The following is a 25579-nucleotide window of genomic DNA, read 5'->3' on the forward strand; positions in this document are numbered from 1 at the left end:
CGCACCGCCCACCGGGGCGCCACGCCACACACCGCCCGCCGGGGTCCCGCCCGCACCGCCACCGGGGCCCCGCGACGATTCCCTTCACCGATGATCCAGGAGCTGTCATGCCCACATCAGTACGCGAGTCCCAGGCGGCCACGCCCTCGCGCGGCGCCGTCGCGCTGCTCACCGGCTCGCTCTCCTACGCCGCACTCACCGCCGCGTACGTCGTCACCAACCGCGCCACCCCGCAGCCCGACACCCCCGGCGGCGACATCCTGCGCGAGTACGTACGCGACAACGGCACGGCGATCAGCCTGGGCGCCTTCCTGCTGCTCGTCGCCGCCGTGCTCCTGGTGCCCGTCGCCGCCACCCTGGCCCGGCTGGTGCGACGGGGGCAGGGACAGGACCACGGCGCCGCGGCGGCGACAGTCCTCGCCGGCGGAGTACTGGCCGGCGGCGCGCTCGCCTCCAGTGCCGCGCTCACCTGGACCCTCGGCCGGCTTCCGGAAGAGGCGCCAGCGGCCCTCGCCCGCGCCCTGGCCGACCTGTCCTTCCTCGCCGGCGGTCTCGGATACGCCGTCTCCTTCGCCCTCCTGGCGGCAGGCGTCTGCCTGGCGGCCCGGAGGAGCGGGCTCCTGCCGCGCGCCTGCGCCACCACCGGGCTGGTCATCGCCGCCGCCGGACTGGCCGCCACCCTCACGCTCCTCGCCCTCGACTTCGGCTACCTGCTGCCCGTCGTCCGCTTCGGCGGCACGGCCTGGCTGGTCTGGGCCGCGGTCACGCTGGTCCGCTCGCGCCCGGCCGCACCGGTCGTGCACGCATGACCGCCGCCTCGCCCGTACGAGGGCGCCCGGCGGCCTGGCTGATCCCCGTCGGCGCGGGCCTCCTGATGCTCGCCTCCGCCGCCTTCCACACCGTCGTCCTCGTGCTGGCCGACGGCCCGTGGGACGGCCCCGTCTCCTGGCGGAAGCCGATCACCTTCGGGCTGTCCTTCGGTGTCAGCGTGCTGACCGTCACCTGGATCTGCGGGCTCCTCCCGCTCGCCGCGCGCACCCGCACGCTCCTCCTGGGCGCGTTCACCGCGGCGTCCCTGCTGGAGACCGGTCTGATCACCCTCCAGGCATGGCGCGGTGTCCCCTCGCACTTCAACACCGAGACCACCTTCGACACCGTCGTCACCCGCGCCCTCGCGGCCGGCGGCGTCACCCTCGTCGCGGTCGTCGTCGCACTCACCGTCGCCGCCCTGCGCCCCAGCCCGACCCGCGCCCCCAATCCGACCGGCGCCCCCACCCCGACCGTTGCCCCCACCCCGACCATCGCCCCCAGCATGCGGCTCGCGCTCCGTGCCGGACTGGTGGCGCTCACCGGCTCCATGGCGGCCGGAGCGGTGATGATCGCCTACGGGCTGACACTGGAGGGCGCGGGCCGCGCGGCCGAGGCCTACCGGTCGGCGGGCTTCCTGCGCCCCGCCCATGCCGTCACCATGCACGCCGTCCTGCTGCTGCCCTCCCTGGCCTGGCTGCTGAGCCGTACCCGACGACCGGAGGCGGAACGGCTCCGCCTGATCCGCGTCACCGTCGCCGCGTACGGCGCCGTCGTCGCGCTGGTCACCGCCGCGGCGGCGGTCGGCCTCGCCTTCGCCTCCCCGGCCACCACGGCCGCGGTGAGCGCCGGCGTCACGATGATCCCCGCAGCAGCGTTCCTGGTGTTCGGCGTATCGCCGGGCGTACGGGACGACCGCCGTTCCGGCAGGCCCGGCGAGCGGGCACCCGCCCATGGCTCGCACCGCGCCGTCCTCGCCGGCGGCCCCGACGACGACCGGAGGCAGGACACATGAGCCGTCCCCTAACAACGCCCGCCGCCGGAAGGGTTCCGCGCCTGTCCCCGCGCCGGCGCAAGGCGATCCTCACCCTCCATGTGACGGTGGCGGTCGGCTGGGTGGGAGTCGAGATCGCCCAGCTCCTCCTCGGGCTGATCGGCCTCTCCACCGACGACCCGGACGTCGTACGCGCGACGCGTGTCGTCATGGAGATCCTCGGGATCGAACTGATCGTCGGCGTCGCCTGGATGACCCTGCTGTCCGGCCTGCTCCTCGCGCTGGCGACCCAGTGGGGCCTGCTGAAGCACTACTGGATCGCGGCCAAACTCGTCATCACCGTCGCCCTGATGCTGGACGGCCACTTCCTCCTCCAGCACTGGCTGCGCGAACAGGCGGACGTGGGCACGGCCTCCGAATCCGTCGGCCTGCAGCTGGTGATCAGCATGAGCGTCGCGCTGGTGCTGCTGGTCTCGGCGACGGCACTGTCCGTCTACAAGCCATGGGGCAGGACCCGCCGTGGCCGCCGCCGCCCCGCGAGAAACGGCCCGGCCAGGTCAGTTGACGGTCCGTCACAGAAGGTCGAGGTTAACCAGCCGTGAGGCTCGGCTCAAGCCCGCCTTAAGGATCCGGCGGAGGGGCCCGAGCCGCGGATTCCCGTATCGGGGCGGACCTAGGGTGCCGGATGTGACCACCGAGGCCAGCCACCACCCTCTCTACGTACCGCTCCCCGGCCAGCCGGCCCCCGCGCCCGTTCCAGCAGCGACCGCCCCCGCCCCCATCCCGCGGCCCGCCGCCGCCCCCCGGCCCGTCTCCGCTCCCCGGCCCGTCTCCGCTCCCCGGCCCGCTCCCGCCCTCCGGCCCGTCTCCGCTCCCCGGCCCGTCTCCGCTCCCCGGCCCGTCTCCGCTCCCCGGCCCGCTCCCGCCCTCCGGCCCGTCTCCGCTCCCCGGCCCGCTCCCGCCCTCCGGCTTGCCCCCGAGCGGCTGCGGACCGCGATCGTCGCCGGTGCCGGAGCGGTCGCCCTCCTCTGGGGCCTCCAGGCCCGCCCCTCCGCCCGCCTCGACGCCTTCTTCGCGACCGGCGCCCACCTCACCGGGCTCCTCGCCGGGTACGGCGTCCTCGTCCTCCTCCTGCTCATGGCCCGCGTCCCGGCCGTCGAGCACGGCGTCGGCGCCGACCGGCTCGCCCGGTGGCACGCCCTCGGCGGCCGGTACGTCCTCGGCCTCATCGGCGCCCACGCCCTCCTCGCCCTCTGCGGGTACGCCGTGCACACCCGTACCGACCTCGTCACCGCCACCGGAGACCTCCTCTCCTACGGGGCGATCGCCGCCGCCACCGCCGGCACCGCCCTCCTCGTCGCCGTCGGCGTCACCTCCGCCCGGGCCGTCCGCCGCCGCGTCCGGCACGAGACCTGGCGGGCCGTCCACCTGAGCGGACTCCTCGCCGCCGCGCTCGGCTTCGTCCACCAGCTCGCCGGCCCCGACGTCGCCGCGAACCTCCTCACCGTCTGGCTCTGGTCGATGGCCCACGCCACCGTCGGCGTCCTCCTCGTCTGGTACCGGATCGTCGTCCCCGTCCGCGCCGCCCTCCGGCACGACCTGCGGGTCGCCGAGGTCCGCGACGAGGGGCCCGGCGTCGTCTCCGTCCTGGTCCAGGGCAGGGGAGTGGCCCGGCTGCGCGCCGAACCCGGCCAGTTCTTCCGCTGGCGCTTCCTCCGGCGGGGGCTCTGGGCGACCGCCCTGCCCTTCTCGCTCTCCGCACCCGTCCGCGACGACACCCTGCGGATCACCGTCAAGGCGCTCGGCGACCACACCCGCCGGATCCGGCGCCTCCGCCCCGGGACACGGGTCCTGGCCTCCGGCCCGTTCGGCGCGCTCACCGCCCACCGCCGCACCCGCCGCAAGGTCCTGCTGCTCGCGGGCGGCGTCGGCATCACCCCGCTGCGCGCCCTCTTCGAGACCCTGCCCGGCGGCCCCGGCGACGTCACCCTCCTCTACCGGGCCTCCGACGCGGGCGGCCTCGTCCTACGCGCGGAGCTGGAGGCCATCGCCCGCGAACGCAGGGCGGCCCTGCACTTCCTGCTCGGCCCGTCGGACGGCCCCTTCGACCCCCTGGCCCCCCGCGCGCTGCGCGATCTCGTGCCCGACCTCGCCGCCCACGACGTGTACCTGTGCGGCCCGCCCGCGATGGCCCGCGCCGCGACCGACTCCCTGATCCGGGCCGGGGTGCCCGCCTCCCGTATCCACAGCGAGGACTTCGACCATGGCTAGACACCGAGCCCGTCCGGCGACCACCGGCGAACAGCGGGCCCGGCGGCGTCTCGCCGCCGCGCTCCTCGGCGCCGGGGCGCTCGCCGCGACCCTGCTCACGGCCGCCGTCGCCCCGGCCGCCCCGCCCGCGCCCGACCGCGAACCGGGCGCCGCAACCTCAGACGTAGCTCAACGATCACGAGATTGATGGACGGGGCAACGATCGTCTCCCTAGGCTCTCGGCCATGCCCGAGATCACGCTGACCACCCTCGTCCTGCTCTGCCTCGCCGCGCTCGTGGCCGGCTGGATCGACGCCGTGGTGGGCGGCGGAGGGCTCCTCCTGCTTCCCGCTCTCCTGCTCGGGCTGCCCCACGTCCCGGCCGCGCACATCCTCGGCACCAACAAGGCCGTGGCGATCGTGGGCACCGCCGGGGCCGCCGTCACCTACGTCCGCAAGGCGCCCGTCCAGGTCTGGACGGCCGTACGGATCGGGCTCGCGGCCCTCGCGGGCTCCATGGCCGGCGCGTTCTTCGCCGCCGGGATCAGCAGCGACGTCCTGCGCCCGGTGATCATGGTGGTGCTGGTCGCCGTGGGAGCCTTCGTGATGCTGCGGCCGTCCTTCGGCGCGAAGCCCGAGGGGGTGGACCGGGCGTCGCTGACCCGGGCCCGGATCGTGACCGCGATCGTGGTCGTCGGCGGCGGGATCGGCCTCTACGACGGTCTGTTCGGGCCGGGCACCGGCACGTTCCTGGTCCTCGCCCTGACCGCCGTGCTCCACCTGGACCTGGTGACCGCCTCCGCCACCGCCAAGATCGTCAACGTCTGCACGAACGCGGGCGCGCTCGCCATGTTCGCCTACCAGGGCAGCGTGTTCTGGCAGCTGGCGGCCGTCATGGCCGTCTTCAACCTGGCGGGCGGCATGGTCGGGGCGCGGATGGCGCTCAGCAAGGGTGCCGAGTTCGTCCGCGGGGTGCTGCTCGTCGTGGTCTTCTCGCTGGTCGCGAAGCTCGCCTTCGACCAGTGGGCGTGAGGGCGGCCTACCGCACGCCGATGAGGTGGCCGAAGGCGACCACGTTCCCCTGGTAGCCGTTCTTCTTCGAGAAGCCGCCGCCGCAGGTGATGACCCGGATCTCGGCGCGGTCCGTCTCCCCGTACACCTTCTCGTCCGGGAAGTCCTTGTTCGCGTACACCTCGACCGCGTCGACCGTGAAGACGGCGGTACGGCCGTCCTGCCGGTCCACCTCGATGCGGTGGCCCTTCTTCAGCGCGCCCAGCGTGTAGAAGACGGCCGGACCGGCGGCGTTGTCGACGTGGCCCGCGACGATCGCCGTGCCCTTGGCCCCGGGCGGGGTCCCGTCCCCGTACCAGCCGGCCAGGTTCCGGTCCTTGGCCGGCGGTACGTCGAGCGAGCCGTTCGCCGCCAGGCCGAGCCGCGTCATCGGGGTGTCCACGTCGGTCTCGGGGATGCGGAGCCGTACGGGGGCCGAGGGCGGCAGCGGGTCGGCGGCGGCGTCGGTGTGCACGCTCGGCCCGGCCGCGAAGGCCTGGGCCGCGGACGGTACGGGCGGGGTGACGTCCTGCGAGCCGTTCTGGACGAGCCAGAGCCCGACGCAGGCGGCCACGGCTATGCCCCAGCCCTTGCTCCTGTTGCTCACCTGGATTCCCCTGGATTCGCTCACGTGCTTCCGGTGGTGATGTGGCCCTGCCCCCGCCGGGCCGTATGCGGGCGCGCGGCGGGGGCAGGACGGGCGGTGGTCCTCAGTGCCCCTGCGCGCCGCTCGCCCGGCGGCGCAGGAGCCAGACACCGCCGACGGCAGCCGCGGCCAGCACCGCCGCGCCCGCCGTGACCTGGGCGGAGTCGGGGCCGACACTGCCTCCGACGCCGGTCTGGACGTGGCCGCTCGGATTCCGGTGCTTGACGGTCAGGTCTCCCCGGGCCGTCTTCCCGTTGTCGCAGGCGACACTGATGCCGTACGTACCGGGCTTGACGTGCTCCGGCACCCGGAACTGGCCGACCACGACCTCCTTGTGGGTGCTCGGCTCCAGCTTGAAATCGCCGGCGCCCAGCGAGTTCGCGTCGCCGACACCGCGGCCGTGCTTGCCGCAGGCCAGGGTGTTGACGGTGACGGTCGTGCCCGGGGAGGCGGAGGACGGGTAGACCTCCAGCGACCCCCAGTCGTTGTTGTTCTCGTTGCCGGCGTACGCCGCGGGGGCGGCGAACGCCCCGATCGCGGCGACCGCCAGCGCGGTACCGGTGAACAGGCGGGCAGTGGTGCGCATGGGGTCCTCCGGGGCGCGCGAGCGGTCATGCCGGTCATGCCGGGGGTCCTCCCGGGAGGGACTTCCCGGAACGGACCTTCTGTGACCGAGATAAGAGCCGCCCCGCGCCCCCCGCCTGCTGATGGGGCATCAGGATTGCGCCGTCCGGTGCGGTGTGTCGGCTGGATTTCCGACGTTTACGCAGGTCAGAGCCGGTTACGTCGCGTCAGCTGACGGCCCGTGCCGAACGGGTGACACGGCGTGTCGCCCTCCGTCCCCCTCGCGGCTCACCGTCCCTCGGCGCACCGGCGCCCCCCGCCGGGTCACAGCGCGCGCCCCCTGCCGGGTCACAGCGCGCGCCCCCGCCGGGTCACAGCGCGCCGGTCAGGCCGGTGATCGCCGCCAGGGCCCACTCCTGTGCCCCCACCGTCGTCCCGGCCACGACACCCGTCGCCACCGGGGCCAGCGCCCCCCTGAGCCCGGCGAGCGCGCGGCGCAGCCGGCCCTCCTCCGGGGCGGCGTCCGTCCGGGTGATCTCCGTGAGGACCTCCTGCGCCGCCGCCTCCGCGTCCTCGCGGTCCCGGTCGGCGAGGCCCGCCTGCGGCAGCTGCCCGAGCAGGCCGGTGATCAGCTCGGCGAGTGCCTCGTAGCCGGGCGCGACGGTGCTGCCGCCGTTGCTCTGCTGGTTCTGGGTGACCGTCTCGTTGTTCCACGCGAACTGGGCGTGGGAGACGCCCGCGTTGAAGACGGGCCCGTGGTGGTTGTTGACGTTCTGCGGGTCGCTCATGGGTGCGTACCGTCCCCTTCGGTCTGCTGCTGGACGACGTGGTCGTTGTTCCAGGCCAATTGGACATCGTGCACGGGGCCGTTGAAGACCGGACCGTTGAAGACGGGGTCGCTGAGGATCTGGACGACCTGCGGCGGCGGTCCGGCCGGCTTCTCCTTGTGCCGGACCACCGGGAGCGACGTGCGGAGCGCGGTCAGGTCGACGAGGCCGTTGTGCCTGACGGCCAGCGCGCCCGTACCGTCCACCGCGCAGTCCGCCAGCCGGCCCGCGGCCTTCTCGTCGAAGCTCGCCCCCGCCAACGCACAGTCGGTGAAGGTGCTGTCCGTGACGTCCACGTAGGCGGTGCCCGTCCCGTACACGCCCAGGCCCTCCGAGCCGGTCACGGTGACGTTCCGCGCGACGAGCCGCCCGCTGCCGAGGGCGCCGATCCCGCCGCTGCTCACCCCCGTGATGTCGCTGTCGGTGATCTGGAGCATGGCCTCGCCCGCGACGGTGAAGCCCACCATGCCGCCGCGCTCCGCCGTCACGTTCCTGAGCGTGACGCGCGACTGGCCGTCGATGGCCACCGCCCCCATGTCGATGTCGCGGAACACCGAATCGGTGACCTCGGCCGTCGTGCCGCCGTTCCCGCGGGCCTCCAGGCCGGCCGGGCAGCGCTCCACGCGTACGTGCGAGAACGCGGCCCCGCCCTCGTCGTAGACCCGCAGCGCGGTGCCCGTCAGGTCCTCGACCACGACCCGGGTGAAGCGGCCCCTGCCGCCGTCCGTGACGGCGATCCCGACGTTCCCGCCCGAGACGTGGCAGTCCCGCAGCTCGGGCGCGCCGCCCTTGGTCGAGAACACCGCGACGTTGCGCGCGCCGAGGACCCGGCAGTGCTCGAACGTTCCGAGGCCCGCGTCCTGGACGTTGATGCCGGTGTCGCGGCAGTCGGCGAACACGGAGCCCCGCACCACCGGTCCTGCGCCGCTCTTCGTGACGACCCCGTGCAGGGCGTCGGTGACGCGGGTGCGGTCCACGGAGCCCCGGGACTGCTCGATGAACATGATCCCCTCCGCGTGCGTGGCGCTGATCGCGCACTCCACCACGGCGAGCTCCCCGCGGGTGTCCGCCACGACCGCCGCCTGCCCGGTGCCGGTCACCTCGCAGCCGGTGATCTCGGCGTACGCGTCGCAGACGCGCAGGCCGTGGATCCGGCTGCCCTCGATCCGGCTGCCCCGGACCGTGACGCGGGCGCCTTCGAGCGCGGCGATGGCGTTGTCGGCGGCGTCGGTGAACCGGCACCGCTCGGCCAGTCCGGCCGAGCCGGTGAAGACGGTGCGGCCGTACAGGACCACGCTGTCCCGCAGGGTGACCGAGGTGTGCGGCCGGGCGTGCACGGCGACGCCGTCGTGCGCCCGGACCTCCGTGCGGTCGAGCGTCAGGCTCCCCGTGTGGCAGCCGACGATGTCCATACCGGCGCCCCGGCCGGCCAGCGTCAGGCCGTGGACGGAGACCGTGCCGAAGGCGTCGAGGACGGCGCCGCGCGGCCGGCTCACCAGGACGGTGCCGGGGCCCTCGGCCGCGACCAGCCGGACCTCGCCCCGGACGGTGAGCGCCTCCTCGTAGTGGCCGGGCGCGATCTCGATCAGCGCCGCCCGGCCCCGTACCTCCGCGGCGCGGAGCGCGGAGGTGATGTCGCGGTAGGCGCGGCGGCCGCCCCGCGGCGAGACGAGGTATTTCGCGGTCATCGTTCTCCTCGCCTCCTACGGTCCTGTCACGCCTGCAGCGCGTCCCACTCCACCGACTCGTACGCCGAGTAGACCCTCTTCATCAGGTCCTCGTCCACCGCGAAGCCGACCGTGTCGATGCCCGAAACCGGTGCGATTCCCCGGGAGTTCGTCACGAAGGCCGCGCGGTAACCGCCCAGGTCCCCGAGCGACACCGGCCGCCGCACCGAGCCGAGCAGCGGTTCGAGGAGGCTCATCGTGATGCCCGTCAGGTGGGGCGCCGACGGCCAGACCACCGAAGTGCCGTCCCAGAAGGCGATGTTGGTGACCGCTCCCTCGGCGATGTCGCCGTTCGGGGAGGTCAGCAGGGCCTCGTCGTAGCCCGCGCGCCGGGCCGCCGTGCGGTGGTAGTCCTGGCCGAAGCCGCCCAGGTGCTTGATGTGCGCCGCCGGGCGCAGGTAGTCGACGCTCATCAGGCGCTGCGGCGCGCCGGGCGCGTCCGGGGCCGCCTCGCGGACGACCACGGTGACGCGGACGCCGTCGTGCACGTACACCCGGGCCGAGCAGTCCACCCGTCCCGAGGTCGCCACGGCCCCGGCGAGCAGGGCGCGGACCCGGTCGCCGGGCAGTTCCTCGTCGAAGAGCTCGCGGGTGGAGCGGTCGAGCCGTTCGAGGTGGAGGCCGAGTCCCTTCACGCGCCCGTCCCGCACCTGCATCGCCGTGAAGTGGCCGAAGCCGCTCATGAGGGTCGCGAGGAGCTCGGGATCGGCGGCCGGGACCCCGTCGATCTCGATGTGGGTGGGCGGGGCGGGGGGTACGTGCGGCGTCGTCATGCCCTCACCGTACGTGCGAGGAAGGGCCCTTGGGGAAGTCGTCGCGATCACCGCTTGACCTCAACCAAACTTGAGGTACCAGGATCGTCGACATGGACATCACGAACTCCACCTCGCCCGCCGATTCGGCCGCCCCGCTCGCCCTCGCCCTCATCGTCGCGAGCGACCGCGAAGGCCGCTTCGCCCCCGTCATCACCGACTGGCTCCGCTCCCTGCTCGACGAGCGCGAGGACTTCGCCGTGACCGTCGTCGACCTCGCCGAGGTCGACCTCCCCACCTCGCTCTCCTACCACCCGTCCCCGGCCGTCCGCGCCGAACTCGCCAAGGTCTCCCCGGCCCTTGCCGCCGCCGACGCCTTCGTCGTCCTCACCCCCGAGTACAACCACTCCTTCCCCGCCGCCCTCAAGAACCTCATCGACCGGCACTTCACCGAGTGGCAGGCCAAGCCCGTCGGCTTCGTCTCCTACGGCGGCATCTCCGGCGGCCTGCGAGCCGTCGAGCAGCTCCGCCAGGTCTTCGCCGAGGTGCACGCCGTCACCGTCCGCGACTCCGTCTCCTTCCACTCCGCCTGGTCACTCTTCGACGAGGACGGACGCCACAGGGACCCCGCCGGCGCCGAGGGCGCGGCCAAGGTCCTCCTCGACCAGCTCGCCTGGTGGGCGCTCGCGCTCAAGGAGGCCAAGTCCATCCGTCCGTACGCCGCGTGAGGGACCGACACCGTGCTGCTGAGACTCCTCGCTCCCCGCCTCAGGCCCTACCGGGCCCTCCTCGCCCTCCTCGTCCTCCTTCAGCTCGTCCAGTCCCTCGCCTCGCTCGCCCTGCCCGCCCTCAACGCCGGAGTCATCGACGAGGGCGTCCTCCGCGGGGACACCGACCGTGTCCTCCGCGGCGGCGCCGAGATGCTCGGCGTCACCCTCCTCCAGGCCGCGGCGGCGGCCGCCGCCACCTACACCGGCGCCAGGATCGCGATGGGCGTCGCCCGAGACCTGCGCTCCGAGGTCTTCCGCCGCGTCCAGGACTTCTCCGCCCAGGAGCGGGGCCGGTTCGGCGCCGCCTCCCTCATCACCCGGACCACCAACGACGTCCAGCAGGTCCAGACGTTCACCGTCCTCGTCCTGACGATGCTGGTCGCCGCGCCCCTGCTCTGCTTCGGCGGTCTCGCCATGGCCCTGCGCCAGGACGTGCCGATGGCCCTGGTCCTTTTCCTCTTCCTGCCCGTGATGACCGGCGCCGTCGGCGCCGTCGTCCTGCGGATGCGGCCCCTCTTCCGCGGCATGCAGGAGCGCGTCGACCGGGTCAACCGGGTGCTGCGCGAGCAGATCACCGGCGTTCGCGTGGTCCGCGCCTTCGTCCGCGACCGGCACGAGCGGGAACGGTTCGCCGCCGCCAACGACGAACTCCTCACCGTCGGCCTCCGGGCCGGCCGGCTCCAGGCCCTCATGTTCCCCACGGTCCTCATCGTCTGGGAGCTGACGACCGTCGCCCTCATCTACGTCGGCGCCCACCGCATCGACGTCGGCGCCCTCCAGCCCGGCGGGCTCGTCGCCTTCCTCGGCTACCTGCTCCAGACCTCCATGTCCGTGATGATGGTCCTCTTCCTCCTGATGCACATGCCGCGCGCCGAGGTCGGCGCCGAGCGCATCCGCGAGGTCCTCGACACCCCGCTCTCCGTCACCCCGCCGGCCCACCCCGTCCGCGTCCTCCAGGGCGCCGGACACCTCGACCTCACGGGCGTCGGATTCCGGTACCCGGGCGCCGAGGAGTCCGTCCTCCAGGACGTCGACCTCGTCGCCCGCCCCGGCGAGACCACCGCGATCATCGGCTCCACCGGCAGCGGCAAGTCGACGCTCCTCGGGCTCGTGCCCCGGCTCTTCGACGCCACCGGCGGCGAGGTCCTCGTCGACGGCGTGGACGTCCGCGAACTCGACCCCACCCTGATGGCCAGGACCGTCGGCCTCGTCTCCCAGAAGCCCTACCTCTTCTCCGGGACGGTCGCGACGAACCTGCGGTACGGGAATCCCGAAGCGACCGACGAGGAGCTCTGGCACGCCCTGGAGACCGCCCAGGCCGCCGACTTCGTCCGGGCCCTCGACGACGGCCTCGACGCCCCGGTCGCCCAGGGCGGCACCAACCTCTCCGGCGGTCAGCGCCAGCGGCTCGCCATCGCCCGGGTCCTCGTCGCCCGCCCCCGCCTCTACCTCTTCGACGACTCCTTCTCCGCCCTCGACGCCCGCACCGACGCCCGGCTCCGCGAAGCGCTCCGGCGGGAGACCGCCGACGCGACCGTGGTGATCGTCGCCCAGCGGGTCTCCACCATCCGGCACGCCGACCGGATCGTCGTCCTCGACCGGGGCAGGACCGTCGGCACCGGCACCCACGAGTCCCTCATGCGGGACAGCGCCACCTACCGGGAGATCGTCCTCTCCCAGCTCACCGAGGAGGAAGCCGCATGAGTACGGCGACGACCACCCGCACCGCGAACGCACCCCGCACCGCCCCCGCCCGCAGCGGCCCCCCGTCCAAGGAGCGCGGCCCCGGCCTCCCCACCCCCGCCCTCGAACGCTCCCTGGCGTTCCGCGCCTCGGGCCTCCGCCTCCTGCGCACCCTCGCCCCCGACAAGGCCTTACTGCTCGCCGTCCTCGCCATGGGCGCCACGGCCGTCGCCCTCGGCGTCCTCAGCCCCCTCCTCCTCGGCCGCGCCACCGACCTCGTCGTCACCGGCGCCACCGGCCCGGCCGGGGTCGACTTCGCGGGCGTCGGCCTGCTCCTCGCCGTCTCCGTCGCGGTCGTCGCCGGCTCGTCCCTCTTCACCTGGATCCAGCTGCGGATCGCCACCACCGTCGTCCAGCGGGCCGGGCGGCGCCTCCGCGAGCAGGCCCAGCACAAGCTGGCGCGGCTCCCGCTCACGTACTTCGACCGCCAGCCGCGCGGCGAGGTCCTCTCCCGCACCACGAACGACATCGACAACATCACCCAGACCCTCCAGCAGACCTTCAGCCAGATGACCCGCGCCCTGCTGACCCTCATCGGCGTCCTCGCGATGATGTTCTGGATCTCCCCGCTCCTCGCCCTCGTCGCCCTCGCCACCGTGCCCGTCTCGGTCGCCGTCGCCGCCTTCGTCGGGCGGCGCGCCCAGCCGCAGTTCGTGAAGCAGTGGGCGGTCACCGGCCGGCTCGGCAGCCACGCGGAGGAGATGATCACCGGCCACACCGAGGTCGTCGCCTTCGGCCGCCGCGCCGAGGCCGTGCGGCGCTTCGACGAGATCGGCGAGGAGCTGTACCGGGCGAGCTTCCGCGCCCAGTTCGTCTCCGGCTTCATCCAGCCCGCGCTGACGTTCGTCGGCAACCTCAACTACGTCGTCCTCGCGGTCGTCGGCGGCCTGCGGGTGGCGAGCGGCACCCTGACCGTCGGCGACGTCCAGGCCTTCATCCAGTACTCGTACGAGTTCAACGGGCCGATCAACCAGGTCGCCGCCATGGCCAACCTCCTCCAGTCCGGGGTGGCATCCGCCGAGCGGGTCTTCGACCTCCTCGACGCCGACGAGGAGTCCCCGGACGCGGCGGAGCCGCAGCGCCCCGCCCAGGTCAGGGGCCGGGTCTCCTTCGAGAAGGTCGCCTTCCGCTACGAGCCCGACACGCCGCTCGTCGAGGACCTGTCGCTCACCGTGGAGCCGGGCCGCACGGTCGCGATCGTCGGCCCGACGGGCGCCGGCAAGACGACCCTCGTCAACCTCCTCATGCGGTTCTACGAGGTGACGGGCGGCCGCATCACCCTGGACGGGACGGACATCGCGACGATGACCCGCGAGGAGCTGCGGGCCGGGATCGGCATGGTCCTCCAGGACACCTGGCTCTTCGGCGGGACCATCGCCGACAACATCGCGTACGGGCTGCCCGGCGAGGTCTCCCGGGAGCGGATCGTCGAGGCCGCGCGGGCCGCGCACGCCGACCGCTTCATCCGGACCCTCCCCGACGGGTACGACACCGTCCTCGACGAGGACGGGGGAGGCCTCAGCGCGGGCGAGAAGCAGCTGGTCACGCTCGCCCGGGCGTTCCTCTCCGAGCCGGTGATCCTCGTCCTCGACGAGGCCACCAGCTCCGTCGACACCCGCACCGAGCTCCTCGTCCAGCAGGCCATGTCGTCCCTCCGCGCGGGCCGCACCAGCTTCGTCGTCGCCCACCGGCTCTCCACGATCCGGGACGCCGACACGATCCTGGTGATGGAGAGCGGATCCATCGCCGAGCAGGGCACCCACGAGGAACTGCTCGCGGCCGGCGGTGCGTACGCCCGGCTGTACGAAGCCCAGTTCGCGGCGGCGTGAACGCTCAGTACGGTGAGGGCGTGACCACTCTCGCCCTCACCGTCCTCACGACCACCGACAGCGCCGAGAAGGCCGAGGCGCTCGCGCGCGGCGCCGTCGAGGCCCGCCTCGCCGCCTGCGCCCAGGTCTCCGGGCCCGTCACCTCCGTCTACCACTGGCAGCGGGCGATCGAGACCGCCGAGGAGTGGCAGGTCGTCCTCAAGACCACCGAGGCCCGTTACGAGGCCCTGGAGGCCCACCTCCTCGCCGCCCACGACTACGACACCCCGGAGATCATCGCCACCCCCGTCGTCCGGGCCTCCTCCGCCTACCTGGCCTGGCTCGGCAGGGAGGTGGCGCACCCGTGACCGCGCCGACGGCCCTCCCGTTCTTCGTCTACGGGACGCTGCGCCCCGGCGCGTACCACCACGACCGGCTCCTCCTCGGCCGGACGGCCGCCGAGGAGGACGCCCGGCTCCCGGGCGCCCTCCTGCACGACGGCCCCGGCTACCCGTACGCGGTGCCGGGCGACGGCACGGTCGCGGGCACGCTCGTGACGGCGGCGCCCGACGCGTACGGCGAACTGCTCGGCGTACTGGACCGGATGGAGGGCGACGCCGGGTACGAGCGGACCGCCGTCGAGGTGGTCCGGCTCCGGGACGGCGGAACGGTCCGCGTCTGGACCTACGTCGCGAGCCCGGACACGGAGCTCGGCCCCCTCATCCCCACCGGCGACTGGTTCAGACGTCCCGCTCCAGACGGACCGCGCACACCTTGAACTCGGGCATCCGGGAGACCGGGTCGAGCGCCGGATTGACGAGCGTGTTCGCCCGGCCCTCGCCCGCCCAGTGGAACGGCATGAAGACCGTGTCCGGCCGGATGGCCGTCGTGATCCGGGCCGGTGCGACGGCCCGCCCGCGCCGCGAGACCACCGCGAGGCGCTCGCCCTCGGCCACCCCGAGCCGCTCGGCGAGCCGGGGGTGGAGCTCCACGAACGGCCCGGGCGCCGCCGCGTTCAGCTCGGCGACCCGCCGGGTCTGCGCGCCCGACTGGTACTGGGACACGACCCGGCCCGTGGTCAGGACGACCGGGTACTCGGCGTCCGTCTCCTCCGCCGCGGGCCGGTGCACCACCGGCACGAACCGGGCCCGCCCGTCGGGGGTCGCGAACCGCTCCAGGAAGAGCCGGGGCGTGCCGGCGTGGTCCTCGTCGGGGCAGGGCCAGAAGACGCCCTGCTCGTCCTCGATCCGCCGGTAACTGATGCCCGCGTAGTCCGCGGGGCCGCCGGCCGAGGCGCGCCGCAGCTCCTCGAAGACCTCCTCCGGATCGGCGGAGAAACCCTTCTCCCAGCCGAGGAGTCCGGCGAGCGCGTGCAGCACCTCCAGGTCGCTGCGTACCCCGGCGGGCGGGGTGAGGGCGCGGCGCCGCAGCAGCACCCGCCCCTCCAGGTTCGTCATCGTCCCGGTCTCCTCGGCCCACTGGGTGACGGGCAGGACGACGTCGGCGAGCGCGGCGGTCTCGGAGAGGACGACGTCGGCGACGGCGAGGAAGTCGAGCGAGCGCAGCCGCCCCTCGACGTGCGCGGCGTGCGGCGCGGAGACGACCGGGTTGGAGCCCATGAGGAGCAGGGCCCGCACGTCGCCGCCGAGCGCGTCGAGGAGCTCGTACGCGCTCCGCCCGGGCCCCGGCAGCGACTCCGGGTCCACGCCCCACACCCCGGCGACGTGCGCGCGGGCCGCCGGGTCGTCGAGCTTGCGGTAGCCGGGCAGCTGGTCGGCCTTCTGGCCGTGCTCGCGGCCGCCCTGGCCGTTGCCCTGGCCGGTGAGGCAGCCGTAGCCGCTCAGCGGCCGGCCGGCCTTTCCGGTGGCGAGGCACAGATTGATCCAGGCACCGACCGTGTCCGTCCCCTTGGACTGCTGCTCGGGGCCGCGCGCGGTCAGCACCATGCCGGTGCCGGCGTCGCAGAACATCGCGACCGCCTCGCGGAGCTCCGGCACGGAGACGCCGGTGATCCGCTCGACCTGCTCGGGCCAGTGGGACATGGCGCCGGCGCGGGCCGCCGCCCAGCCGTCGGTGCGAGTCGCCACGAACTCGTCGTCCACGCGTCCTTCGGCCACCACGAGATGGAGCATGCCGAGGGCGAGCGCGAGGTCGGTGCCGGGGCGGGGCGCGAGGTGGAGGTCGGCCTGCTCGGCGGTGCGGGTGCGGCGCGGGTCGACGACGATCAGCTTCCCGCCGTTCTCCTTCAGCTCGGTGAGGTAGCGCAGGGCGGGCGGCATGGTCTCGGCGAGGTTGGAGCCGACGAGGATCACGCAGCCCGTCTTGGGGATGTCCTCCAGCGGGAAGGGGAGTCCCCGGTCGAGGCCGAAGGCCCTGCCGTGCGCGGCGGCGGCGGACGACATGCAGAACCGGCCGTTGTAGTCGATCTGCGAGGTGCCGAGCACGAGCCGGGCGAACTTCCCCAGCGTGTACGCCTTCTCGTTGGTGAGCCCGCCGCCGCCGAAGACCCCCACGGCATCGGCACCGTGGTCGGCGCGGGTCCTGCTCAGTCCGTCGGCGACGGCGGCGAGTGCCTCCTCCCAGGTCGCGGGCCGCAGATCCCCCGTGTCAGGGCATCGGACCAGGGGTTCGGAGAGCCGGACCCGGGAGGAGAGTACGGAGGGGGCGGTGCGGCCCTTGCCGCACAGGGCGCCCCGGTTGACGGGGAAATCGGTCCGGTCGACCACCTCGGCGGGCAGCTCCGGGGTGCCGGTGGGGCGGAGCGACATGCCGCACTGCAAGGCGCAGTAGGGGCAGTGGGTGGGAACGGCGGTGACCTCGGACATACGGCCAGCGTGCGTCAGACGTGTTACGCGGGGCGGCGCCGCGTATTACGGACGCGGGGCTCTCCGCTCAGCTCACCGCCGGTCGCGAGGTGAGGCGAGGGCCTCCGTGACGCCCGGTTCCTTCGGTCCGAGGAAGTGGGGGTCGGGGCGCAGGCCCGCGTCGAGGGCGGCCTTGGCCGCCGCGAACAGCTCCCGGGTGGTGCCGTAGTACCAGGTGCGGTCGTGGGGTTCGGCGACCCCGACCCCGTACGCGTCGACGCCCGCCGCCCCGCACAGCGCGACGGCCCGCTTGATGTGGAAGTCCTGGGTCACGAGGACGGCCCGGTCGACGCCGAAGACCTTCTTGGCCCGGACGCAGGAGTCCCAGGTGTCGAAGCCCGCGTAGTCGCTGACGATCCGGTCCTCGGGCACCCCGCGCTCGGTGAGGTAGGTGCGCATGGCGCTGGGCTCGTCGTACGCGGTCCTGCTGTTGTCGCCGGTGACGAGCAGGACCCGGACCTTGCCCGCGCGGTACAGCTCGGCGGCCGTGTCGAGCCGGTGCGCGAGGTACGGGGTGGGGCGCCCCTGCCACAGCCCGGCGCCGAAGACGACGCCGACGTCCCGGGCGGGCACGTCGGCGGTGGTACGGAGCCGGGGCTCGGCGACCGTGTGCATCCAGGTGGCCGGGGCGAGCGCGAGGACCACGCCGAGCATGACGGCCTGGACGGTGCGGCGACGGCCCCGGGTCGTGCGGGGCCAGCGGATCGGCCGAGCCGGCATGCGGGAACCTCCATCGCTGGGTGTGGTGCTGTCACCCCGTCCGACGCGGATCGGCCGGCTTCGGTTCGCCTGAGGCCGGGAGTGTTCCGTACAGCACACCGGCGAGCCCGAGGCCGATGACCATGCCGAGGAGCTGCGCGGCGGCGTAGGAGGGCACGGAGCCGGGGGCGATCCCGGTGAAGGAGTCGGAGAACGCGCGGCCGAGAGTGGCCGCCGGATTGGCGAAGGAGCCGGAGGAGGTGAACCAGATCGCCGCGCCGATGTACCCCGCGACCGCGACCGGGGCGAGCCCGGGGCGGCCGATGTGGCGCAGGCCCTGCACGACGAGGACGAGCCCGGCGGTGGCGACGGCCTCGCCGAGGAGGAGGTGGAGCGCCGCGCGGGGCTCGGTGGCCCAGGAGCCGGGCGCCCGCCCGAACATGGCCTCGGCGAGCAGGGCGCCGGTGACGGCTCCGGCGGCCTGGGCGGCGATGTAGGCGAGGGCCTCGCGCCCGCCGCGCTCGTGCCGCCGCGACCACCACTCGGAGAGGGTCACGACGGGGTTGAAGTGGGCCCCGGAGAGCGGGCCGATGAGGGCGATGAGCAGGCCGAGGCCGAGGGCGGAGGCGGCGGCGTTGGCGAGCAGCCGGACACCGATGTCCTGGCTGAGGGAGTCGGCGCGGATGCCGGACCCGACGATGACGGCGACGAGGGCGGCGGTACCGATGAATTCGGCGGCGGTGCGCCGGGGGAGAGAGGGCGGGGACATTCTCATAGCGGAAAAGATATTCCGTGATTCGGAAGGAAAAAAGAGGAGAGGGAGAGGTGCGCGGGCCCGTACCATCCGAGCCGTGAAGATCGAAAACTTTGACATACGCCGTGCGGCCGATTCCGATGCCGCCGCGGTGGCCGACGTATGGCTCCGCTCGTACACGGCGGCGCTCCCGAGCGTGCGCCGCGCGCACACGGACGACGAGGTCCGGTACTGGCTCCGGGAGATCGTCGTACCGAACCAGGAGACCTGGGTGGCCACGGTCGACGGCTCGGTCGTCGCCATGATGGTCCTGGACGACGAAGACCTGGATCAGCTCTACATCGATACGCCGTGGCGTGGCCAGGGCATCGGCGACCGACTCGTGGAGCAGGCCAAGCAGAGCCGGCCGACCGGGCTGACGCTGTGGACGTTCCAGGTCAACGCCCCGGCGTGCCGCTTCTACGAACGGCACGGCTTCGTCGCCGCCGAGCGCACCGACGGCAGTCGCAACGAGGAGCGGGAGCCGGACATCCGGTACGTGTGGCACCCGGACCGGCCCGAGCTCTGAGGAGCCCCCGGCGGCCGGGCGGCGGCGGAGGTGAGGACCTCGCGCCCGCCGCCGCCCTAGGGCGTTTCCGGAAAGTCCCGCCTGAGCCGGGCAGACGGCGCTGCTTTCCGGACACGGCCTCGGGCCCTACGATCCGCCCATGATCGTCGATGCCGTCCTCGGGGACGCGGTCCGCAACAACGCCGAGTGGTGCCAGGCCATGTGCCGCGCCCACGGACACCCCGGCGCCTTCGGGCCCCGCGCCTGGACCAACGCCCGCCGTACCCCGCTCTACTACCCGGACGCGGTCACGCTGACGGAGGACGCGGACGTGAAGGACGTCCTGTCCGGCATCGACCACACCACCCCCGGCGCCTCGGTCAAGGACAGCTTCGCCCGCCTCGACCTGGCCTCCGAGGGCTTCCGCCTCCTCTTCGAGGCCGGCTGGATCCACCGCCCGGCAGGCCTCCCCGCGCAGCCCGTCACCGGCGAGTGGCGCCCGGTCCGCACCCCGGAGGAGCTCGCCGCCTGGGCTCTCGCCTGGAGCGGCGACGACGCCGACGACGCGGCGCTCTTCCGCCCCGAGCTCCTCGCCGACCCGGCGACGACGATCGTCGCGGGATACGCAGCCGACGGCCGGATCCTCGGCGGCGCGGTCCTCAGCGCGAGCGACGGCGTCACCGGCGTCTCCAACCTCTTCGCCACGGGAGACACCGACTCCTCCCACACCTGGGCGGGCGTCCTCGCCGCCGCCCCCGACGACCGGCCCGTCGTCGGCTACGAATCCGGCGACGACCTGCCCCCGGCACTCGCCGCCGGCTTCGAGGAGATCGGCGCGCTGCGGGTCTGGCTCGGCGCCTGACACCCGCCGAAGGGCGCGCGTGAGGTCACGGCAAACAGTCGTGACCCCCGCGCAACGGGCAGGCAATCTGAAGCCCTCAGGATCGGTGCATGACGGAGCCGGACAGCACGTTCGACAGCGCACCCGAGTGGCTCGGCGGCATCGCCGAGCAGCTCGGGGCGCGGCTCAGCCACCTCCCCCTCCCGAGGACGCGCCCGCCCATGAACGCACCCACCCCCGTCCCGCAGGCGCCCGGCGCACCCACCCTCGTCGCCGTCGGACACGGCAGCCGCGACCCCCGCGCCCGGGCCACCCTGAGCCGCCTCCTGGACCGGGTCCGCGAACTGCGCCCCGGGCTCGACGTGCGCCTCGCCCACATCGAGCTGAACGCACCCCTCCTCGACGACACCCTCACCGGACTCGCCGCCGAGGGCCGGGACGCCGTCCTCGTACCCCTCCTCTTCGCCCCCGGCCACCACGTCACCCACGACCTTCCCGCCGCCCTCGCCGCCGCACCCGGCCTCCGCGCCCGGGTCGCCGAGCCGCTCGGCGCGCACCCCCTCCTCGTCGAGGCCCTCGCCGACCGGCTCGCCGAGGCCGGCTGGAGCCCCGGGGACGGGACCTCCCGCGCCACCGGCGTCGTCCTCGCCTCCGCCGGCTCCCGCGACCCCCGGTCCGGCACCGAGATCCGCCGCATCGCCGCCCTCCTCGGCGAGCGCCTCGGCGGCGTGCCCGTCCTCCCCGCGTACGCCTCCGCCGCCGCGCCCACCGTCCCCGAGGCCGTCCGCGCCCTCGCGGCCCGGGGCCGCCACCGGGTCGCCGTCGCCTCCTGCTTCACCGCCCCCGGTCTCTTCGCCACCCGCAGCGCCGCCCACGCCCCCTGGATCGCCGCCGCCCCGCTCGGCGCCCACCCGGCCCTGGCCCGCCTCGTCCTCCACCGCTACGACCGGGCCCTCGCGGGCGTCACCACCACCCCCACGCGGGAACTCGCCGCCGTCTGAGCTCATCTGTCGGTCCCTCCGGTTACCTTCGGGGCATGGACGGCAACGAAGGCACGGCAGGCATCGAAGGCAACGGCGGCATCAGCGACATCACGGGCGGCACCGACGTCACGGGCGGCACCGACGACGCCGTCGGCACCGGCACCGACGTCACGGGCGGCACCGGCTTCACCGTCGGCACCGGCGACGCCGTCGGCACCGGCGGCCCCGGCGCCGACACCCCCGGCTACGACTCCGCCGCGACCGAGCGCTGGGCCGCCGAACCCGACAAGCGCCCCGGCCGCACCGCCTTCCAGCGCGACCGCGCCCGCGTACTGCACTCCGCCGCGCTGCGCAGGCTCGCCGGCAAGACCCAGGTCGTCACCCCCGGCACCCGCAGCCACGCCTGGGACGCCAGCCCCCGCACCCGGCTCACCCACTCCCTGGAGTGCGCCCAGGTCGGCCGCGAGCTCGGCGCCGCCCTCGGCTGCGACCCCGACCTCGTCGAGGCCGCCTGCCTCTCCCACGACATGGGCCACCCGCCCTTCGGGCACAACGGCGAGCAGGCGCTCAACGACGTCGCCAAGGACTGCGGCGGCTTCGAGGGCAACGCCCAGTCGCTCCGCCTCCTCACCCGCATCGAGCCCAAGCGCTTCGTCAAGGACACGGACGGCGAGCTCGTCAGCGTCGGCCTCAACCTCACCCGCGCCGCCCTCGACGCCGCCACCAAGTACCCCTGGCCGCGCGGCGGCCACCCCGACGACCCCGGCTCGCCCAAGTTCGGCGTGTACGAGGACGACCTCCCCGTCTTCGCCTGGATCCGGGAGGGCGCCCCCGCCCACCGCAAGTGCTTCGAGGCCCAGGTCATGGACTGGGCCGACGACGTCGCCTACTCCGTCCACGACTTCGAGGACGGCCTGCACGCCGGCCACATCGACCCCAACATGCTGCTCTCCGAGCCCGAGCGCGCCGACATCTGGTCCGTCGCCATCGGCCGCTACGTCCCCGAGGACACCGACCCGCAGGAGCTCGCCGAGGCCCTCGACCGACTCGTCGACCAGGAGTGGTGGCCGCACGGCTACGACGGCTCGGCCGTCGCCCAGGCCCGCCTCAAGGACGCCACCAGCCAGCTCATCGGCCGCCTCTGCCTCGCCGCCGAGGGCGCCACCCGCCGGACATGGGGCTCGGGTCGCCTCACCCGGTACGGCGCCGAACTCGTCATCCCCCGCGAGGCGCGCAACGAATGCGCCGTCCTCAAGGCCGTCGCCGACCGGTACGTGATGCAGCGCGCCGAACAGGAAGTGCTCCGCGCCGACCAGCGCGTCGTCGTCGCCGAACTCGCCGAGGCCCTCGTCGTCCGCGCCCCCGACGGCCTCGAACCGCAGTTCCGGGCCGCGTTCGACACGGCCCGCGACGACCGGGCCCGCAAGCGCGTCATCGTCGACCAGATCGCCTCCCTCACCGACGCCTCCGCCCGCGCCCTCCACGCCCGCCTCCGCCCCCACCACGCGTAGGGGGTGTCGCAGGGCCTCTTCCGTCCCCCGGCTCCGTGCGGGACGCTCGCATGCACGCCCCGAGGCGGTACGGCCGGACGAACGCCGGGGGGCGTAGGTTGGAACCGGTCGCAACGAGGAGGAATCGACGTGGTCGACGCAGATCAGACCTTTGTCATCGTGGGCGGAGGACTGGCAGGGGCCAAAGCGGCGGAGACGCTGCGCTCCGAGGGGTTCAACGGCCGGGTGATCCTCATCGGCGACGAACGCGACCACCCCTACGAGCGCCCACCCCTCTCCAAGGGCTACCTCACCGGCGCCAAGGAGCGGGACACGGTCTTCGTCCACGAGGCCGCCTGGTACGCGCGGAACGACATCGAGCTCCACCTCGGCCAGGCCGTCACCGCCGTCGACCGCGAGGCCCGCACCGTGCGCCTCGGCGACGGCACCGTCATCCGCTACGACAAGCTGCTCCTCGCCACCGGCGCCGAGCCCCGCCGCCTCGACGTCCCCGGCACCGAGCTCGCCGGCGTCCACCACCTGCGCCGGCTCGCCCACGCCGACCGGCTCCGCCAGGTCCTCGCGACCCTCGGCCGGGACAACGGCCACCTGGTGATCGCCGGCGGCGGCTGGATCGGCCTGGAGGTCGCCGCCGCCGCCCGCGGCTACGGCGCCGAGGTCACCGTCGTCGAGTACGAGCCCACCCCGCTCCACCGCGTCCTCGGCCCCGAGCTCGGCCAGCTCTTCGCCGACCTCCACACCGACCACGGCGTCCGCTTCCACTTCGGCGTGAAGCTCACCGAGATCGTCGGCCAGGACGGCATGGTCCTCGCCGTCCGCACCGACGACGGCGAGGAGCACCCCGCGCACGCCGTGCTCGCCGCGATCGGCGCCGCGCCCCGTACCGCCCTCGCCGAGAACTCCGGGCTCGCCCTCGTCGACCGGGCCGACGGCGGCGGCATCGCCGTCGACGAGTCGCTGCGCACCTCCGACCCCGACATCTACGCCGCCGGGGACGTGGCCGCCGCCCACCACCCGCTGCTCCACACCCGGCTCCGCGTCGAGCACTGGGCCAACGCCCTCAACGGCGGCCCCGTCGCCGCCCGCGCCATGCTCGGCCGGACCGTCTCCTACGACCGGGTGCCCTACTTCTTCTCCGACCAGTACGACCTGGGCATGGAGTACTCCGGCTGGGCGCCCCCGGGCACGTACGACCAGGTCGTCGTCCGCGGTGACACCGGCAAGCGCGAGTTCATCGCCTTCTGGCTGAAGGAGGGCCGCGTCCTCGCGGGCATGAACGTGAATGTGTGGGACGTCACAGAGCCGATCCAGAAGCTCATCCGTTCCCGTGCGGCCGTGGACCCGGAGGCCCTCGCCGACCCCTCCGTACCCCTGGAGAGCCTGGTCTCGTAGCCCGTCCGTCCCCGGCCCCGACATTTCCCGGGGGGCGACCCCCGGACCCCCGTACACTTCATGCGTGGCAGGCAGGATCAACGATGACGACGTGAAGGCGGTCCGGGACGCGGTCCCGATCGACGCCGTCGTGTCCGAGTACCTCCAGCTGCGCAACGCGGGCGGCGGAAACCTCAAGGGCCTCTGCCCCTTCCACGACGAGAAGTCGCCCTCCTTCCAGGTCAGCCCCAGCAAGGGACTCTTCCACTGCTTCGGCTGCCAGGAGGGCGGCGACACCTTCGCCTTCGTGATGAAGATCGACCACCTCTCCTTCTCGGAGACGGTCGAGCGCCTCGCCGCGAAGGCGGGCATCACCCTGCGGTACGAGGAAGGCGGCTACAACCCCGGCCACCAGCGCGGGGAGCGCATCCGCCTGGTCGAGGCGCACAAGGTCGCCACCCAGTTCTACATCGACCAACTCGACTCGCCCGAGGCCGAGATCGGCCGCAAGTTCCTCGCCGAGCGCGGCTTCGACCAGGCAGCCGCCGCCCACTTCGGCGTCGGCTACTCCCCGGCCGGCTGGGACCACCTCACCCGCTTCCTGCGCGGCAAGGGCTTCTCCGACAAGGAACTGATCCTTTCCGGCCTCTCCCAGGACGGCCGCCGCGGCCCCATCGACCGCTTCCGCGGCCGCCTCATGTGGCCCATCAGGGACGTCGGCGGCGACGTCGTCGGCTTCGGCGCGCGCAAGCTCCGCGACGACGACAACGGCCCCAAGTACCTCAACACGCCCGAGACGCCGATCTACAAGAAGTCCCAGGTGCTCTACGGCGTCGACCTGGCCAAGAAGGACATCGCCAAGGTCAGCCGGGCCGTCGTCGTCGAGGGCTACACCGACGTCATGGCCTGCCACCTCGCCGGCGTCACCACCGCCATCGCCACCTGCGGCACCGCCTTCGGCGGCGACCACATCAAGATCCTCCGCCGTCTCCTCATGGACAACGGCTCGGCCCGCGTCATCTTCACCTTCGACGGCGACGCCGCCGGCCAGAAGGCCGCCCTGCGCGCCTTCGAGGACGACCAGAAGTTCGCCGCTGAGACGTACATCGCCATCGCCCCCGACGGCATGGACCCCTGCGAACTCCGGCTCGCCAAGGGCGACGCGGCCGTCGCCGAACTCGTCCAGCCGCGCACCCCGCTCTTCGAGTTCGCGCTCCGCCAGATCGTGAAGCGCTACGACCTGGAGACCCCGGCCGGCCGCGCCGCCGCCCTCGACGAGGCCGCCCCCGTCGTCGCCCGCATCAAGAACATCGGCGCGCAGCACGAGGTCGCCGTCCAGCTCGCCGGCATGCTCGGCATCCTCGACACCCAGTTCGTCGTCAAGCGCGTCGCCCAGCTCGCCCGCTGGGCCCGCGACCGCGGCGGCAAGGGCCCCGCTCAGCCGGCCCCGCAGCGCGGCTACGACACCCCGGCCCCGTCCGCCGCCACCTCCGGCCCCGCGCTCAACCTGCGCAGCCCCGCCCACCGCACCGAGCGCGAACTCCTCAAGCTCGCCCTCCAGCGCCCCGAACTGGTCTCCCCGGCCTTCGACGCGTACGGCATCGACGAGTTCACCGCCCCGCCCTACGCGGCCGTCCGCCAGTGCGTCCAGGACGCGGGCGGCGCCACCGGCGCCCCCTCCGACTACCTCGCCACCGTCCGCGAGGCCGCCCCCAACGACAGCGTCCGCGCCCTAGTCACCGAACTCGCCGTCGAGACGATCTTCGCCAAGTCCGTCGACGAGGCCTACGCGGGCGACCAGCTCGTCACCGTCCGGCTGCGCGCCGTCGACCGCCGCATCCGCGACGTCCAGGGCACCCTGGCCCGGCTCGGCTCGAACGCCGACCCGGAACAGCTCTCGGCCGTGCAGAACGAACTGTGGGTGCTCACGCAGTACGGCCAGTCCCTGCGGAACAACGGCGCCGGGGCTCTCTGACCGTCGGTACCGCTGACCGTCGGTACCGCTCACCGTCGCCCCTGACCCGGCGGTGCCTCTGACCGTCGGTGATGGGGCGGATTCAAAAAGTCACCGC

The 25579-nt window shown here is 73.8% G+C and carries 25 protein-coding genes; 17 read left to right on the forward strand and 8 right to left on the reverse strand.

The annotated features are described in order from the left end of the window. Window positions 1-107: 107 nt before the first annotated feature. From ACFWWU_RS29695 to ACFWWU_RS29720, 6 genes are all read left to right on the forward strand, one after another. Window positions 108-809: a DUF4386 domain-containing protein gene (locus ACFWWU_RS29695; RefSeq protein ID WP_384149638.1), complete on the forward strand. Its 702-nt coding sequence runs from the start codon at window positions 108-110 to the stop codon at window positions 807-809. Beyond that, window positions 806-1822, forward strand: a complete 1017-nt coding sequence (locus ACFWWU_RS29700) for a hypothetical protein (RefSeq protein WP_384149641.1) — start codon at window positions 806-808, stop codon at window positions 1820-1822. The genes ACFWWU_RS29695 and ACFWWU_RS29700 overlap by 4 nt, the downstream gene beginning before the upstream one ends. Beyond that, complete coding sequence (locus tag ACFWWU_RS29705) at window positions 1819-2403, forward strand: DUF2269 domain-containing protein (RefSeq protein ID WP_384149644.1); 585 nt, start codon at window positions 1819-1821, stop codon at window positions 2401-2403. The genes ACFWWU_RS29700 and ACFWWU_RS29705 overlap by 4 nt, the downstream gene beginning before the upstream one ends. 85 nt (window positions 2404-2488) lie before the next feature. Then, window positions 2489-4072 carry a ferric reductase-like transmembrane domain-containing protein gene (locus tag ACFWWU_RS29710; protein ID WP_384149647.1) on the forward strand — a complete coding sequence of 528 codons (1584 nt, stop codon included), beginning with the start codon at window positions 2489-2491 and terminating at the stop codon, window positions 4070-4072. Continuing rightward, complete coding sequence (locus tag ACFWWU_RS29715; RefSeq protein WP_384149649.1) at window positions 4065-4259, forward strand: hypothetical protein; 195 nt, start codon at window positions 4065-4067, stop codon at window positions 4257-4259. Before ACFWWU_RS29710 ends, ACFWWU_RS29715 begins: the two co-directional genes overlap by 8 nt. A gap of 37 nt (window positions 4260-4296) precedes the next feature. After that, entirely contained in the window at window positions 4297-5082 is a 786-nt protein-coding gene (locus tag ACFWWU_RS29720) for a TSUP family transporter (RefSeq protein WP_384149652.1), read from the forward strand. Between the two features lie 7 nt (window positions 5083-5089). Here ACFWWU_RS29720 and ACFWWU_RS29725 read toward each other — a convergent pair whose 3' ends face one another. From ACFWWU_RS29725 to ACFWWU_RS29745, 5 genes are all read right to left on the reverse strand, one after another. Beyond that, entirely contained in the window at window positions 5090-5707 is a 618-nt protein-coding gene (locus ACFWWU_RS29725; RefSeq protein WP_384149655.1) for a class F sortase, read from the reverse strand. A 103-nt stretch (window positions 5708-5810) separates the two neighbouring features. Further along, complete coding sequence (locus tag ACFWWU_RS29730) at window positions 5811-6332, reverse strand: hypothetical protein (RefSeq protein WP_384149658.1); 522 nt, start codon at window positions 6330-6332, stop codon at window positions 5811-5813. A 349-nt stretch (window positions 6333-6681) separates the two neighbouring features. Further along, on the reverse strand, window positions 6682-7098 hold the full coding sequence (locus ACFWWU_RS29735; protein WP_384149661.1) for a hypothetical protein: 417 nt from the start codon (window positions 7096-7098) through the stop codon (window positions 6682-6684). Continuing rightward, window positions 7095-8825, reverse strand: a complete 1731-nt coding sequence (locus ACFWWU_RS29740; RefSeq protein ID WP_384149664.1) for a right-handed parallel beta-helix repeat-containing protein — start codon at window positions 8823-8825, stop codon at window positions 7095-7097. Before ACFWWU_RS29740 ends, ACFWWU_RS29735 begins: the two co-directional genes overlap by 4 nt. Window positions 8826-8851: 26 nt before the next feature. Next, a complete protein-coding gene (locus tag ACFWWU_RS29745; protein ID WP_384149667.1) occupies window positions 8852-9637 on the reverse strand; it encodes an aminotransferase class IV in 786 nt (261 codons plus the stop codon). Between the two features lie 92 nt (window positions 9638-9729). On the opposite strand from ACFWWU_RS29745, the gene ACFWWU_RS29750 reads away from it, so the two are divergent. The 5 genes from ACFWWU_RS29750 to ACFWWU_RS29770 are packed head-to-tail and all read left to right on the forward strand — an operon-like array spanning window position 9730 to window position 14715. Next, complete coding sequence (locus ACFWWU_RS29750) at window positions 9730-10344, forward strand: NADPH-dependent FMN reductase (protein WP_384149670.1); 615 nt, start codon at window positions 9730-9732, stop codon at window positions 10342-10344. 12 nt (window positions 10345-10356) lie between these two features. Then, complete coding sequence (locus ACFWWU_RS29755; RefSeq protein ID WP_384149673.1) at window positions 10357-12090, forward strand: ABC transporter ATP-binding protein; 1734 nt, start codon at window positions 10357-10359, stop codon at window positions 12088-12090. Then, window positions 12087-13958 (forward strand): ABC transporter ATP-binding protein, encoded by a 1872-nt coding sequence (locus ACFWWU_RS29760; RefSeq protein ID WP_384149676.1) that lies wholly within the window; start codon window positions 12087-12089, stop codon window positions 13956-13958. The genes ACFWWU_RS29755 and ACFWWU_RS29760 overlap by 4 nt, the downstream gene beginning before the upstream one ends. Window positions 13959-13978: 20 nt before the next feature. Continuing rightward, a complete protein-coding gene (cutA, locus tag ACFWWU_RS29765) occupies window positions 13979-14305 on the forward strand; it encodes a divalent-cation tolerance protein CutA (protein WP_384149679.1) in 327 nt (108 codons plus the stop codon). Next, window positions 14302-14715, forward strand: a complete 414-nt coding sequence (locus ACFWWU_RS29770) for a gamma-glutamylcyclotransferase family protein (protein ID WP_384149682.1) — start codon at window positions 14302-14304, stop codon at window positions 14713-14715. The genes cutA and ACFWWU_RS29770 overlap by 4 nt, the downstream gene beginning before the upstream one ends. On the opposite strand, the gene ACFWWU_RS29775 is transcribed toward ACFWWU_RS29770, so the two are convergent. The 3 genes from ACFWWU_RS29775 to ACFWWU_RS29785 form a co-directional block, all read right to left on the reverse strand. Continuing rightward, window positions 14678-16762, reverse strand: a complete 2085-nt coding sequence (locus tag ACFWWU_RS29775; protein WP_384149685.1) for a molybdopterin oxidoreductase family protein — start codon at window positions 16760-16762, stop codon at window positions 14678-14680. The two genes, ACFWWU_RS29770 and ACFWWU_RS29775, sit on opposite strands and share 38 nt — an antisense overlap. A 72-nt stretch (window positions 16763-16834) precedes the next feature. Beyond that, window positions 16835-17521, reverse strand: coding sequence for a vancomycin high temperature exclusion protein (locus ACFWWU_RS29780; protein ID WP_384149688.1), 687 nt, complete (start codon window positions 17519-17521; stop codon window positions 16835-16837). Between the two features lie 31 nt (window positions 17522-17552). Then, window positions 17553-18275, reverse strand: a complete 723-nt coding sequence (locus ACFWWU_RS29785) for an aquaporin (RefSeq protein ID WP_384149691.1) — start codon at window positions 18273-18275, stop codon at window positions 17553-17555. A 76-nt stretch (window positions 18276-18351) separates the two neighbouring features. On the opposite strand from ACFWWU_RS29785, the gene ACFWWU_RS29790 reads away from it, so the two are divergent. The 6 genes from ACFWWU_RS29790 to dnaG all read left to right on the forward strand — a co-directional run bounded on the left by ACFWWU_RS29790 (window position 18352) and on the right by dnaG (window position 25482). Continuing rightward, entirely contained in the window at window positions 18352-18822 is a 471-nt protein-coding gene (locus ACFWWU_RS29790; protein ID WP_384149694.1) for a GNAT family N-acetyltransferase, read from the forward strand. A gap of 139 nt (window positions 18823-18961) precedes the next feature. Then, the gene (locus ACFWWU_RS29795) at window positions 18962-19663 is read left to right on the forward strand and encodes a hypothetical protein (protein ID WP_384149696.1); all 702 of its coding nucleotides are present in this window, start codon (window positions 18962-18964) and stop codon (window positions 19661-19663) included. Between the two features lie 89 nt (window positions 19664-19752). Continuing rightward, window positions 19753-20643 (forward strand): sirohydrochlorin chelatase, encoded by an 891-nt coding sequence (locus ACFWWU_RS29800; RefSeq protein WP_384149698.1) that lies wholly within the window; start codon window positions 19753-19755, stop codon window positions 20641-20643. A gap of 35 nt (window positions 20644-20678) precedes the next feature. Beyond that, entirely contained in the window at window positions 20679-22136 is a 1458-nt protein-coding gene (locus ACFWWU_RS29805; RefSeq protein WP_384149701.1) for a deoxyguanosinetriphosphate triphosphohydrolase, read from the forward strand. A gap of 129 nt (window positions 22137-22265) precedes the next feature. After that, on the forward strand, window positions 22266-23528 hold the full coding sequence (locus ACFWWU_RS29810) for an NAD(P)/FAD-dependent oxidoreductase (RefSeq protein ID WP_384149704.1): 1263 nt from the start codon (window positions 22266-22268) through the stop codon (window positions 23526-23528). A gap of 64 nt (window positions 23529-23592) precedes the next feature. Then, a complete protein-coding gene (gene dnaG / locus ACFWWU_RS29815; protein ID WP_384149707.1) occupies window positions 23593-25482 on the forward strand; it encodes a DNA primase in 1890 nt (629 codons plus the stop codon). Window positions 25483-25579: the final 97 nt, after the last annotated feature.

It is taken from the genome of Streptomyces sp. NPDC058650, from assembly GCF_042717315.1.
GTDB lineage: Bacteria > Actinomycetota > Actinomycetes > Streptomycetales > Streptomycetaceae > Streptomyces.